This window comes from Serratia marcescens (assembly GCF_006715005.1).
GTDB lineage: Bacteria > Pseudomonadota > Gammaproteobacteria > Enterobacterales > Enterobacteriaceae > Serratia > Serratia montpellierensis.
Map to the genome: position 1 here is coordinate 522327 of NZ_VFMJ01000001.1, position 13428 is coordinate 535754.

Annotated in this window: 13 protein-coding genes; 10 read left to right on the forward strand and 3 right to left on the reverse strand. The window is 60.8% G+C overall.

All coding sequences use genetic code 11. The annotated features are described in order from the left end of the window. Positions 1–83: 83 nt before the first annotated feature. The 9 genes from pilW to FHU12_RS02590 all read left to right on the forward strand — a co-directional run bounded on the left by pilW (position 84) and on the right by FHU12_RS02590 (position 9240). Complete coding sequence (gene pilW, locus FHU12_RS02550) at positions 84–833, forward strand: type IV pilus biogenesis/stability protein PilW (RefSeq protein ID WP_141967210.1); 750 nt, start codon at positions 84–86, stop codon at positions 831–833. Next, on the forward strand, positions 823–1797 hold the full coding sequence (gene rodZ / locus FHU12_RS02555) for a cytoskeleton protein RodZ (RefSeq protein ID WP_141967213.1): 975 nt from the start codon (positions 823–825) through the stop codon (positions 1795–1797). Before pilW ends, rodZ begins: the two co-directional genes overlap by 11 nt. A 45-nt stretch (positions 1798–1842) precedes the next feature. Then, positions 1843–2964 carry a flavodoxin-dependent (E)-4-hydroxy-3-methylbut-2-enyl-diphosphate synthase gene (gene ispG, locus FHU12_RS02560; RefSeq protein WP_016929756.1) on the forward strand — a complete coding sequence of 374 codons (1122 nt, stop codon included), beginning with the start codon at positions 1843–1845 and terminating at the stop codon, positions 2962–2964. A gap of 139 nt (positions 2965–3103) precedes the next feature. Continuing rightward, on the forward strand, positions 3104–4378 hold the full coding sequence (hisS, locus tag FHU12_RS02565; protein WP_025159556.1) for a histidine--tRNA ligase: 1275 nt from the start codon (positions 3104–3106) through the stop codon (positions 4376–4378). Between the two features lie 13 nt (positions 4379–4391). Continuing rightward, positions 4392–5012, forward strand: coding sequence for a YfgM family protein (locus tag FHU12_RS02570; protein WP_019452355.1), 621 nt, complete (start codon positions 4392–4394; stop codon positions 5010–5012). An 11-nt stretch (positions 5013–5023) separates the two neighbouring features. Beyond that, positions 5024–6205: an outer membrane protein assembly factor BamB gene (bamB, locus tag FHU12_RS02575; protein ID WP_141967215.1), complete on the forward strand. Its 1182-nt coding sequence runs from the start codon at positions 5024–5026 to the stop codon at positions 6203–6205. A gap of 255 nt (positions 6206–6460) precedes the next feature. Then, the gene (der, locus tag FHU12_RS02580; protein WP_141967217.1) at positions 6461–7951 is read left to right on the forward strand and encodes a ribosome biogenesis GTPase Der; all 1491 of its coding nucleotides are present in this window, start codon (positions 6461–6463) and stop codon (positions 7949–7951) included. Between the two features lie 98 nt (positions 7952–8049). Continuing rightward, positions 8050–9006, forward strand: a complete 957-nt coding sequence (locus FHU12_RS02585; RefSeq protein ID WP_033648913.1) for an AEC family transporter — start codon at positions 8050–8052, stop codon at positions 9004–9006. A 12-nt stretch (positions 9007–9018) separates the two neighbouring features. Beyond that, positions 9019–9240 (forward strand): zinc ribbon domain-containing protein, encoded by a 222-nt coding sequence (locus FHU12_RS02590; RefSeq protein WP_141967219.1) that lies wholly within the window; start codon positions 9019–9021, stop codon positions 9238–9240. 4 nt (positions 9241–9244) lie between these two features. On the opposite strand, the gene FHU12_RS02595 is transcribed toward FHU12_RS02590, so the two are convergent. From FHU12_RS02595 to FHU12_RS02605, 3 genes are all read right to left on the reverse strand, one after another. Then, complete coding sequence (locus tag FHU12_RS02595; RefSeq protein WP_033648911.1) at positions 9245–9586, reverse strand: protealysin inhibitor emfourin; 342 nt, start codon at positions 9584–9586, stop codon at positions 9245–9247. Next, entirely contained in the window at positions 9586–10611 is a 1026-nt protein-coding gene (locus tag FHU12_RS02600; RefSeq protein WP_141967221.1) for a M4 family metallopeptidase, read from the reverse strand. Before FHU12_RS02600 ends, FHU12_RS02595 begins: the two co-directional genes overlap by 1 nt. Before the next feature lie 62 nt (positions 10612–10673). Beyond that, positions 10674–11756 (reverse strand): LacI family DNA-binding transcriptional regulator, encoded by a 1083-nt coding sequence (locus FHU12_RS02605; protein WP_141967223.1) that lies wholly within the window; start codon positions 11754–11756, stop codon positions 10674–10676. Between the two features lie 358 nt (positions 11757–12114). Between FHU12_RS02605 and FHU12_RS02610 the strand changes: the two genes are divergently transcribed. Then, on the forward strand, positions 12115–13425 hold the full coding sequence (locus FHU12_RS02610) for an MFS transporter (protein WP_141967225.1): 1311 nt from the start codon (positions 12115–12117) through the stop codon (positions 13423–13425). The last annotated feature ends 3 nt before the right edge of the window (positions 13426–13428 follow it).

The following is a 13428-nucleotide window of genomic DNA, read 5'->3' on the forward strand; positions in this document are numbered from 1 at the left end:
TTTTTGTTATCTAACAGCCTGTTATGCGAAAAATTGACGCTAATGGGCGTTAGCTGACGGCCGATAAGGAAATGAATGCGGGCATGAAGCTGAAACTGTGGGGAGTGTGGCTGGCGGCCGGGTTGTTGGCCGGGTGTTCCGGTTCAGCGCCGGAAAAGGAAGCACAAGTCTCTGAGGCGGGCCAGACGCGCTTGCAACTGGGCCTGGAGTACCTGCAGCAAGGCGACATGGACGCCGCGCGCCAGAACCTGGAAAAGGCGCTGGACGCGGCCCCACAGGATTACCGCACGCAGTTGGGCATGGCGCTCTACGCGCAGCGTATCGGTGAAAATGCCGCGGCCGAACAGCGTTATCGGCAAGCGCTCAAACTTGCGCCAGGCAATGGCACCGTGTTGAATAATTACGGTGCGTTTCTTTGCGGTTTAGGGCAGTATGTACCGGCGCAACAGCAGTTTAGCGCTGCGGCGCTGGCGCCCGATTTTGGCCAGGTCGCCGACAGCCTGGAAAACGCAGGTTACTGTTTTCTCAAGGCCGGACAAAACGATGAGGCGCGCACGCTGTTGAGCCGCGCGCTGAAGGTTGATCCGGACAAAGGCACTCCGCTGTTGGCGGAGGCCGAAAAGCAATTTGGAGAAGGGAAGCGCGCCCAGTCGCAACTTTTATTGGATGTTTATCAGCATGTTCTGCCGGCTAGCGCCAGCAGCTTATGGTTACAGATTCGTTTCGCCGCGTTAGCCGGCCGCCAGGATAGCGTTCAACGCTATGGCAAGCAGCTAGCGCGAAGTTTTCCACAATCCAAACAGTACCAGCAGTTCTTAGCTAATGAATACTGAAGCCTCCCAAGATAAAACCGTATCCATGACGACGGGCCAGCGCCTGCGTCAGGCCCGTGAGCAACTCGGGCTGAGCCAACAGACCGTTGCAGAACGCCTGTGTCTCAAAATGTCCACCGTGCGCGATATCGAGGAAGACAGCGTGTCTGCTGACCTCGCGTCCACCTTCGTGCGCGGCTACATCCGTTCCTACGCCAAGCTGGTGCATTTGCCGGAAGACGAACTGCTGCCGATGCTGGCCAAGCAGGCGCCGTTGAAGATGGCGAAAGTGGCGCCGATGCAAAGCTTCTCGCTGGGCAAGCGCCGCAAGAAACGCGACGGCTGGCTGATGAGCTTCACCTGGCTTATCGTGTTCGTGGTGATCGGCCTGACCGGCGCCTGGTGGTGGCAAAACCACAAGGCGCAGCAGGAAGAGATCGCCACCATGGCCGATCAATCCTCGGCGCAGCTTTCACAGAATAACGAAGGGCAGTCCGTGCCGCTGACCGACGGCAATGCCGACGCCGGCACCAACGTGCCGTTGGTCGACAACAGCGCTACGCCGGCCGATACCGGCGCAGCGGCTCAGGCACCGGCGGCTACCGCCCAGGCGCCGAGCGCGGCTCAGCAGCAGCCTGCCGTGGTGTCGCCAAGCCAGACTACCCTGCCGGAAACCGCGCCGGCGGCACAAGCGCCGTTGCCGACCGCCGATGCGGGCGTGGCTGCGCCGGCGGCCGATCCGAACGCGCTGGTGATGGATTTCTCCGCCGACTGCTGGCTGCAGGTGAGCGACGCGAGCGGTAAAACGCTGTTCAGCGGCACTCAGAAGAAGGGCGGCAAGCTGAACCTGACCGGCACTGCACCGTATAAACTGACCATCGGCGCGCCGGCGGCAGTACAGATCCAGTATCAGGGTAAGCCGGTTGATTTAAGCCGGTTCGTTAAGTCAAACCGTGTTGCTCGCCTGACCGTCGCCGCGCAGTAATCGCGCGGCTGGTCGTGATGTCAGAGCAGCAATGGAGAGTAAGTAATGCATAACCAAGCGCCCATCAACCGTCGAAAATCTACACGCATTTACGTCGGCAAGGTGCCTATTGGTGATGGCGCGCCGATTGCCGTGCAGTCGATGACCAACACCCGTACCACCGATGTTGAAGCAACGGTTAATCAGATCAAAGCGCTGGAGCGCGTGGGCGTCGACATCGTCCGCGTTTCGGTTCCTACCATGGACGCCGCCGAGGCGTTCAAGCTGATCAAGCAGCAGGTCAACGTGCCGCTGGTCGCCGATATCCACTTCGATTATCGCATCGCGCTGCAGGTTGCCGAATACGGCGTAGACTGCCTGCGCATCAACCCGGGCAACATCGGCAACGAATCGCGCATTCGCTCGGTGGTGGACTGCGCCCGGGACAAGAACATCCCGATTCGCATCGGCGTCAACGGCGGCTCGCTGGAGAAAGACCTGCAGGAAAAGTACGGCGAACCTACGCCGGAAGCGCTGCTGGAATCCGCCATGCGCCACGTGGACATTCTCGATCGCCTCAACTTCGACCAGTTCAAGGTCAGCGTCAAGGCGTCGGACGTGTTCCTGGCGGTGCAATCCTACCGTCTGCTGGCGTCGCGCATCGATCAGCCGCTGCATCTGGGCATCACCGAAGCCGGCGGCGCACGCAGCGGGTCGGTCAAATCGGCCATCGGCCTGGGCATGCTGCTGTCTGAAGGCATCGGCGACACCCTGCGCATCTCGCTGGCGGCGGACCCGGTTGAAGAGGTGAAGGTCGGTTTCGATATCCTGAAGTCGCTGCGCATTCGCGCGCGCGGCATCAACTTCATCGCCTGCCCGACCTGTTCGCGTCAGGAATTCGACGTGATCGGCACGGTGAACGCGCTGGAGCAGCGCCTGGAAGACATCATCACGCCGATGGATGTTTCGATCATCGGCTGCGTGGTGAACGGCCCGGGCGAAGCGCTGGTGTCCACCATGGGGGTGACCGGCGGCCATAAGAAGAGCGGCTTCTATGAAGACGGCGTGCGCCAGAAAGAGCGTTTCGACAACGAACAGATGATCGACCAGCTGGAAGCGAAAATTCGCGCCAAGGCCGCGATGATGGACGAAAGCAACCGCATCACGGTCAACCTGCTGGAAAAATAAGCGTTATTGCTACACGGCGGGCCTGTTGGCCCGCTTGTTTATGAACCTGAAGGGCAGAAAACCGCATCCGCGTTGAATACCGGGCGGCAAAGTCCCTATAATCAGGTTCATTTTTACAGACAACGGACAGAGAACTCACGTGGCAAAGAACATTCAAGCCATTCGCGGCATGAACGACTACCTGCCGGAAGAAACGGCATTATGGCAGCGTATTGAAGGCACCCTCAAGCAGGTGCTGGGCAGCTACGGTTACAGCGAAATCCGGTTGCCGATTGTAGAGCAGACCCCGTTATTCAAACGCGCGATCGGCGAAGTGACCGACGTCGTGGAAAAAGAGATGTATACCTTCGAAGACCGCAACGGCGAAAGCCTGACGCTGCGTCCGGAAGGGACGGCCGGCTGCGTGCGCGCCGGCATCGAGCATGGTCTGCTGTACAATCAGGAACAGCGTCTGTGGTACATCGGCCCGATGTTCCGCTACGAGCGCCCGCAGAAGGGCCGCTACCGTCAGTTCCATCAGCTGGGCGCGGAAGTGTTCGGTCTGCAAGGCCCGGACATCGACGCCGAGCTGATCTTGCTGACCGCCCGCTGGTGGAAAGCGCTGGGCATCGCCGAGCACGTCAAGCTGGAGCTGAACTCCATCGGTTCGCTGGAGGCGCGCGCCAATTACCGCGACGCGCTGGTGGCGTTCCTGGAGCAGCACGTCGAGGTGCTGGACGAAGACTGTAAACGCCGCATGTACAGCAACCCGCTGCGCGTGCTGGACTCCAAGAATCCTGAGGTGCAGGCGCTGTTGAACGACGCGCCGCGCCTGTCCGAGTACCTGGACGAAGAATCCCGTGCTCACTTCGCCGGTCTGTGTGAACTTTTGGCGCAGGCAGGTATCCCATATACCGTTAACGAGCGCCTGGTGCGCGGTCTGGATTACTACAACCGCACCGTGTTTGAGTGGGTGACCACCAGCCTGGGCGCGCAGGGCACCGTCTGTGCGGGCGGCCGTTACGACGGCTTGGTCGAGCAATTGGGCGGCCGTGCCACCCCGGCGGTCGGTTTCGCCATGGGCCTCGAGCGCCTGGTGTTGCTGGTGCAGGCGGTTAACCCGGAATTCAAGGCGCCGTCGGCTATCGACGTGTACGTCATCTCTTCCGGCGCGGGCACCCAGAGCGCGGCGATGCAGCTGGCTGAACAGGTGCGCGATGCGGCGCCGCAGCTGAAGCTGATGACCAATTACGGCGGTGGCAACTTCAAGAAGCAAATCACTCGTGCGGATAAATGGGGCGCGCGTATCGCGCTGATCCTGGGTGAGAGCGAAGTGGCGGCGCAGCAGGTGGTGGTGAAAGACCTGCGCAGTGGTGAACAAGAAACGCTGGCGCAAAGCGAAGTCGCTGCGCGTCTGGCTTTGATGTTAGGTTAAGGAGAAGGACACCGTGGAAGTCTATACCACTGAAAACGAACAAGTCGACGCACTGCGTCGGTTCTTTGCCGAGAACGGCAAAGCGCTGGCGGTGGGCGTGGTGCTCGGAATTGGTGCCCTGGTTGGCTGGCGTTACTGGCAGAGCCATGAAAACTCCAACATGATGGCGGCATCGCAATCCTATCAGGAAGCCAGCGATCGGCTGGCGGCCGGCAAGCCCGATGACGTGGCTGCCGCGGAGAAATTTGTCCAGGCTAACAGCAACAGCTACGGCGTATTGGCCGCGCTGCAGTTGGCCAAGCACTTTGTCGAACAGAATGATTTCGCCAAGGCGGAACAACAACTGGCGCTGGCGCAGGGCCAGACCAAAGACGACAACCTGTTGGCGATGATCGACCTGCGTCTGGCGCGCGTCCAGCTGCAGGAGAAAAAGCTGGATGAAGCGCTGAAAACGCTGGATGGCGTGAAAGGCGAAGGCTGGGCGGCGATGATGCAGGATGTGCGCGGCGATGTGCTGCTGGCGAAGGGCGACGCCAAGGGCGCGCGCGAAGCTTACAGCAAAGGCATTGAGTCCAACGCTTCTCAGGCGCTGCAGGTTCTGCTGCGCATGAAATTGAATAACTTGTCCAGCTAAGGGGAATTCCCATGCAATTGCGTAAAACACTCTTGGTCGGACTGGTTTCCGCTGCCTTGCTGAGTGGTTGCTCGCTGTTCAACAGCGAAGAAGACGTGGTTACCATGTCGCCGTTGCCGAAAGTTGAAAATCAGTTTACGCCGAACAAGGCGTGGAGCACTTCTGTGGGCGACGGCATCGGTGAGTATTACTCCCACCTGCGTCCGGCCTATCAGGACAGCACCATTTACGCCGCCGATCGCTTCGGCATCGTGAAAGCGATGGACGCCGACAGCGGCAACGAAAAGTGGAAGGTCAATCTCTCCGAGAAGACCGGCTTCTTCTCCAGCAATCTGTCTGCGCTGCTGTCGGGCGGCCTGACGGTCGCGGGTGACAAGGTTTACGTCGGCAGCGAAAAAGCGGTGGTTTACGCATTGAATACCGCCGACGGCGCCATCGCCTGGCAGACCAAAGTGGCCGGCGAAGCGATTTCACGTCCGGTTATCAGCGATGGCATGGTGTTGGTGCATACCTCCAACGGCATGCTGCAGGCGCTGAACGAGGCCGACGGCGCGGTAAAATGGACGGTTAACCTGGACATGCCTTCGCTGTCGCTGCGCGGTGAATCCGCGCCGGCCGTCGCCTTTGGCGCCGCCATCGTCGGCGGTGACAACGGCCGCGTCAGCGCCGTGCTGATGCAGCAGGGCCAGATTATCTGGCAACAGCGCATTTCTCAGCCGAGCGGCGCGACCGAAATCGATCGTCTGAACGACGTGGACACGACGCCGGTGATCGTTGACGGCGTGGTCTACGCGCTGGGTTACAACGGCAACCTGACGGCGCTGGATCTGCGTTCCGGCCAGATTATCTGGAAACGCGAGCTGGGGTCGGTGAATGATTTCATCGTCGACGCGGGCCGCATCTACCTGATCGACCAGAACGATCGCGTAGTCGCGCTCAGCACCGAAGGCGGCGTGACCGTGTGGACGCAGAGCGATCTGCTGCACCGCAACCTGACGCCGCCGGTGATGTATAATGGTTATCTGGTGACCGGTGACGCCGAAGGCTATCTGCACTGGATCAACACCACCGATGGCCGTTTTGTCGCCCAGCAGGAAGTGGACAGCTCCGGCTTCCTGTCTGCGCCGATGGTGGCCAGTGACAAGCTGGTCATCCAGGCTCGCGGCGGGAAAGTTTACGCTTTCACCCGCTAACGCCGCTCGTCGTGACCCTTCTTGCGCCCGAAAGATTTCGGGTTGCAGCCAGGCGGCAAGTGCATGAGTCCTCGGGAGCTTAGTGAGCTAAGTGACCGAGGCGAAGGTGCGCAGACAACGCCGCTGTGGCGCGAAAAATGAAGGGGAAAACGGCTCCTGAATGTTCAGGGGCCGTTTCGTATTTTATAAGCTGCACCGCTGGTGTCTATCCACAGTGCAGTAACGCATTGATTATTAAGTAATGAGGCTTCAACAATGATACCTGTCGTCGCGCTGGTCGGGCGCCCGAATGTGGGTAAATCCACCTTATTCAACCGTTTAACCCATACGCGTGATGCGCTGGTGGCGGATTTCCCGGGGCTGACGCGTGACCGCAAGTATGGTCGTGCTGAAATCGAAGGCAATGAATTCATCATCGTCGATACCGGCGGTATTGACGGTACCGAAGACGGCGTTGAAACGCGCATGGCCGGTCAGTCGCTGCTGGCGATCGAAGAGGCGGACATCGTGCTGTTCATGGTCGACGCCCGCGCAGGCCTGATGCCGGCGGATCAGGGCATCGCCCAGCACCTGCGTAGCCGCCAGAAGGCGACCTTCCTGGTGGCCAACAAGACCGACGGCCTGGATCCGGACACCGCCACCGCCGATTTCTACTCGCTCGGCCTGGGTGAAGTGTTCGCTATCGCCGCTTCTCACGGCCGCGGTGTGACTCAGCTGATTGAACACGTGCTGGTGCCGTTCGTGCCGGAAAAACCGGAAGACGTCGAGCTGACCGAGGAAGAGGCCAATGCCGCTTACTGGGCCGAGCAAAACGGTGAAATGCTGGAAGGCGAAGAAGACGAAGAGCCGGAAGAAGAGTTCAACCCGCAGGACCTGCCGATCAAACTGGCGATCGTCGGCCGCCCGAACGTTGGTAAGTCTACGCTGACTAACCGCATCCTCGGCGAGGAGCGCGTGGTGGTGTATGACATGCCGGGCACCACCCGCGACAGCATCTACATTCCGATGGTGCGCGACGAACGCGAATATGTGCTGATCGACACCGCCGGGGTGCGTAAACGCGGCAAGGTGACCGAAACCGTCGAGAAATTCTCGGTGATCAAGACCCTGCAGGCGATTGAAGACGCCAACGTGGTGCTGCTGGTGATCGACGCGCGTGAAGGCATCTCCGATCAGGATCTCTCGCTGCTCGGCTTTATCCTCAATAGTGGGCGCTCACTGGTGATTGCGGTCAACAAGTGGGACGGCATGAGCGAAGAAGATCGCGAGCACGTGAAAGAGATGCTCGACCTGCGTCTGGGCTTCGTCGACTTCGCGCGCGTGCACTTCATTTCCGCGCTGCACGGCAGCGGCGTCGGCAACCTGTTCGAATCGGTACAGGAAGCCTATGAGTGCGCAACCCGTCGCGTAAACACCTCGATGCTGACCAAAATCATGCAGATGGCGGTTGACGATCACCAGCCGCCGTTGGTGCGCGGCCGCCGCGTGAAGCTGAAATACGCCCACGCCGGTGGTTACAACCCGCCGATCGTGGTGATCCACGGCAACCAGGTCAGCGATCTGGCCGATTCCTACAAGCGCTACCTGATGAACTACTTCCGCCGCTCGCTGAACGTGATGGGGACGCCGATCCGTATCCAGTTCAAAGAGGGCGACAACCCGTTCGCCGGCAAACGCAACCTGCTGACGCCGACCCAGATGCGTAAGCGCAAACGCTTGATGAGCCACCTGAAAAAGAGCAAGTAATTGCTCATGAGGGGCGCGGCAGTGATGCCGCGCCCTTTTTTATTGGCCCGAAATCGTTTTATTATCTGAAGATTACTTCGCCTGTCTGAAGGAACACCATGTCCTGGGAAACCTGGAGTTTTGCGTTCAACGTCACCGTGCCGAATCTGCTGATGATGCTGCTGGGGATCCTGCTGCGCCATTGGCGCCTGATGGATGACCGCTTTGTCGACGGCGCGACCCGCCTGGTGTTCAATCTGGCGCTGCCGTGCCTGCTGTTTTTCAGCATCGCCACCAACCACCCGCAGCTGCTCGGCAACCTGCCGCTGGTGCTGTTCGGCGCGGTAGGCACGCTGGCGACCTTCCTACTCTTGGAGCTGGCGGCCAAGTGGCTGGTGAAAGAACCGCGTGAGCGCGGGGTGTTCGTGCAGGGCGGTTTCCGCGCCAATACCGCCATCGTCGGCCTGGCCTACGCCATGACCGCCTATGGCAGCGAAGGCATTGCGCTCGCCTCGCTGTACCTGACGGTGACGGTGATCCTGTTCAACATACTGTCGGTTATCACCCTCACGCGCAGCCTGCAGGGTGGGCAGGGCAAGAAAATCAGCCACCTGTCGCTGCTGCGCAGCATCGTCACCAACCCGCTGATCATCGGCCTGGTGTGCGGGCTGCTGTATGCGCAAACCGGGCTGGGCATCCCGACCGTGATCCGCCAGACCGGCAGCTATATCTCCGCGCTGTCGCTGCCGCTGGCGCTGCTGTGCACCGGTGCCAGCCTGGATTTTCGCGCCATGTTCCGCTCGTCCAACGTGGCGGCGCTGTCGTCGGCGGCCAAGCTGTTTCTGGTGCCGTGTCTGATGACGCTGGCCGGCTGGCTGTGCGGGTTTCAGGGGGCGGCGCTGGGCATTATTTTCCTGTTTTCCGCCACGCCGACCGCTTCAGGCAGCTATGTGATGACGCGCGCTATGGGCGGCAACGCCACGCTGGCGGCCAACATTATCGCCATCACCACCGTCGGTTCGTTTTTCACCACCGCGTTGGGGATCTATTTCTTGCGCTCATGGGGCGCGATTTAATCAGGAGTCGTTATGGAAGCGCACTGTCCGCAATGCAGTCAGACCATGAAGTGGGTAGCGGGTCACTACCATTGTGAAGTCTGTCAGCGCGATTACCAGCAGCTGGCGAGCTGCCCGGAGTGCGGGCAGCCGCTGCAAGAATTGAAAGCCTGCGGGGCGGTGGATTACCTGTGCCAGAACGGGCACGGGCTGATCTCCAAAAAACGGGTTCATTTCAGCTATCAGCCGCTGTAAGCCCTCACTCATCCACCTGGCCGGTTTTCCACAGATCCACCAGCGCCTGCGGCGCGCTGCTTTCCGGGATTAACAGCACGATCTCAGTGCTCAGGGTGGGGCTGGTGTAGTTGATTTGCACGCGGTAGTAGCGCTGGTCGCCGCAGCCGGGGGAGGAGGGCTGGCCTTCTTCCTGCGCATAGGGCAGCGTCTGGTTCAGCAACTGATTCAGGCGTTGCCGCTGCTCCGGCGTGATATCGGCCAGCGCGATGCGGCGCTGGCCCGCCAGTTTGGGAATGTAGGCGAAGCCTCCCTCGCGCGCCAGCTCAATGACCGTATCCTGATTGAGCGTCGGCAGCGGTTTCATTATTCCACCCCCACCTGATGCCAGGCTTGCTGCACCTTGTCCGCCACGCTCTGGTCGAAACGCGCTAGCGCATGTTTCACCGTGGTGCGGGCGAAGGTGGCGAAGTCGGCGTTTTGCGGCAGCGCTTTGTCGCACACCGTGTCATACCAGACGTAGCCGGCTTTCTCCCAGGCGAAGCCGCCCAGCGCCGTCGCCGCCAGGTAGAAGGCGCGGTTGGGGATACCAGAGTTGAGATGCACGCCGCCGTTGTCTTCCTTGGTCTGGATATAATCCTTCATGCTGGCGGGCTGCGGGTCTTTGCCCAGCAGCGGATCGTCATAGGCGGTGCCGGGTGCCGACATCGAGCGCAGCCCTTTGCCTTTGATGCCCTTGGCGAGCAGCCCGGCGCCGATCAGCCAGTCGGCTTTATCCGCGGTTTGCTGCAGGTGGAACTGCTTGACCAACGAGCCGAATACGTCAGACAGCGACTCATTGAGCGCCCCGGACTGCTGGTAGTAGATCAGTCCGGCTTCGCTCTCGGTCACGCCGTGCGCCAGCTCGTGGCCGACCACGTCGATGGCGATGGTGAAACGGTTGAAGATCTCGCCGTCGCCGTCGCCAAACACCATCTGCTGGCCGTTCCAGAAGGCGTTTTGGTACTCCTTGCCGTAATGTACGCTGCCGACCAGCGGCAGCCCCTGGTTATCCAGTGAGTTGCGGCGGTAGGCCTGCCAGAAGAAATCGTAGGTGACGCCGAGGTAGTCGTAGGCTTCGTCCACCGCCACGTCGTGGCTGCTGGGCTGGCCCTCGTTACGCACCTGTTTGCCGGGCAGTTGGGTGCCGTTCTGCGCGTCGTAGATATCGCGGAGCGCTTCGCCGGCTCGGGCGTTTTTCTCGGTCGGCGAACGCAGCGGCTTATTGCCGAGCAGGCTTTGCACGTGGTTCAGGGTGTGCAGCGCGCAGTCGCGCTGCGGGGCGTTGCCGTGTTCAATGATGCGGCGCAGCATGTAGGGAGGAATGACGGAACGCATGCGCTGGGCTGGCATAGTGGCTCTCCTTAGGCAAAAATTTTACCTCATCGAATGAATGCACTGTGCCTAAGTGTAGCCTACTCGTCATAAAGCCTGTGGTCATGCGTGCTCACCGCCGGCGCGGTCTTGTGCGGGCTGATGCGCCGCACCGAGGCGCGCACTGCCAGCCGGCCGTGCAGCAGCAGATTGCACGGCGGCGCGTCGGCACGCAGCATGCGCCGCTGCAGCAGTTGGATCGCCTCGTAGCCCAGCTCGTCGCGCGGCACCTGCACCGAGGTCAGCGGCACATCGTGAATTTCCGCCAGATTGAAGCCGTCGGTGCTCATCACCGAGACGTCGCCCGGCACGCTCAGGCCCCGTTTGTTGAGCGCCTTGACCGCCCCGACCGCCATGTAGTCGCCGCCGGCCAGGATCGCCGTCGGCAGCGGGGAGTGGCCGTGGATGCCGTCGAGATAGGTGGTCAGCGCCTGCTCGGCCTCTTCGCTGCCGAAGCCGGAGGTGGTGACCAGATGGCGGCCGTCATCGAACGGCAGATGATGCCGGGCGTAGGCCTGCCGAATGCCCGCCAGCCGCAGCTCCATGGTGTGGCGGCGCAGACACTGCAGATTGAGGATATGGCTGTGCCCCTGCTGGAGCAGGTAGCTGGCGGAGTAGTCGCCGATCAGCTGATGATCCGGCGAGACGCTGTCCAGCCGCATTTGCCGATCGCTGCAGTTGATCAGCACACAGGGCTTGTGCTGATCGGCGGCCAGAGTGTGGATATGTTCGTCGTCGATGCCGATGATCAGCGCCGCTTCGGTGTGCGGGTCGCTCATCTTTTCCAGAAACAGCGCGCCGTCGCTGTGCTGCTCTTCCAGCCCGCAGTAGCGGATGCGCACCTCGTGCTCCATCAGCGCGGCGGCGATACCCTGAATGACCTTGTAGTAGAAGATGTCGGTGCGCACGTCGAACGCGCGCTGCGGCGCGAACACCATCACGTTGTTCAGCATCAGCCGGCCGCTGGAAATACCCTGCAGAATGCCGTTTTGCTGCGCACAGTCCAGCACCTTGCGGCGCGCCTCGGCGCTGGTGTTGGCCTTGCCCGCCAGCACGCGGGAAACCGTGCTGATCGACAACCCGGTTTGGCGAGCGATCTCCTGAATTTTCAGTTTTCCGTTCATTCTGTGATCTCCTTCAAATTCGTCCATGAGAATATTTTCACCGAAGATTTTCAGCGTCTTGACCGGCTTTCATGCCCATTATGACTATTTTTTCACCCGCCTGTGAAAATCTTTGCAAAAAACCCCGTTTCGCTGCGCGCTATCGCTGAGTAGTCTGCATTGGTACACCAATTTAAGCGACCTGTCAGTCCAATTTTAACGGTGTGCGAAAAAGAAAACAAAAAATAAATCATGGGGTTGTGATTGTCTGTCGGTCAATGATAGGGCGCCGACCTGGTTTCACCGTCCCGTGTTTGATGGCACAACGTACCCTACCAAAACGCACGCGCCGTAGCCGGCGGCTGCGGGGAGAGAACCGATGAGTGTGGAGATCAATCAGGCGGTCGCGCAGAGCGGCCGGCGCAAGTTCAAATCGCTGCGCTGGTGGATGCTGGCGCTGTTCTTGCTGGGCGTCACGGTCAACTACATCACCCGCAACTCGCTGGGCATTCTGGCGCCGGAGCTGAAAACCAGCTTGAACATGAGCACCGAGCAATATGCCTGGGTGGTGGCGTCGTTCCAGCTGGCCTACACGGTGTTTCAGCCGATCTGCGGCTGGCTGATCGACGTTATCGGCCTGAAGATGGGCTTTCTGATCTGCGCCGGCATTTGGGCGGTGGTATGCATGCTGCACGCCGGTGCCGGCAGCTGGCTGCAACTGGCCATTCTGCGCTTCTTCATGGGGGGCGCGGAGGCGGCGGCCACCCCGGCCAACGCCAAGGCGATCTCCGATTGGTTCCCGAAGAAGGAGCGGCCGATCGCTGCCGGCTGGGCGGGCGTCGGTTTCTCCATCGGCGCCATGCTGGCCCCGCCGATCATCGTCATCGCTCACGTCTCCTTCGGCTGGCAAGGCGCCTTCCTGTTCTCCGGCGGGCTGGCGCTGATCTGGGTGGTGCTGTGGTGGCTGTTCTACCACTCGCCGCAGCAGCACCCGAACCTCAGCCAGCAAGAGCTGGATCTGATCCGCGAAGACAACGAGCCGGTGCTGCCGAAGCTGCCGTTCCTCACCTCGCTGGCCAGCCTGTGCAAGAACAAGAAGTTTTACGGCATCGCCATCCCGGCCTTTCTCGCCGAGCCGGCCTGGGCGGTCTTCAGTTTCTGGGTGCCGCTGTACCTGGCCACCGAACGCGGTATGGATCTGAAACAGATCGCGATGTTTGCCTGGCTGCCGTTCCTGGCGGCGGATATCGGCAGCGTCGCCAGCGGCTATCTCACCACCCTGTACCGCAAATGGTTCGGCTGCAGCCGCGTTAACTCGGTGGTCGCCAGCTCGGTGACCGGCGCTTTCCTGATGGTGTCGCTGGCGTTTGTCGCGATCACCCAGGATCCCTATGTGGCGATCGCGCTGATCTCGATCGGCGGCTTCGGCCATCAGGTGATCTCCTGCATGCTCAGCGCGCTGGTGGTGGAGTCGTTCGATAAAAACCAGATGGCGACGGTGAACGGCATGCGCGGCTCCAGCGCCTGGATCGCCAGCTTCCTGTTCACGCTCCTGATCGGCGCAGTGTCCGACACCCTCGGCTTCAACCCGCTGTTTATCGCCATGGGCTTCTTCGACCTGATCGGCGCTGTGTTCCTGATTGCCCTGATCGCCGAGCGCGGCGGTAAGAAAACACCTTCACACAGCTAAGTG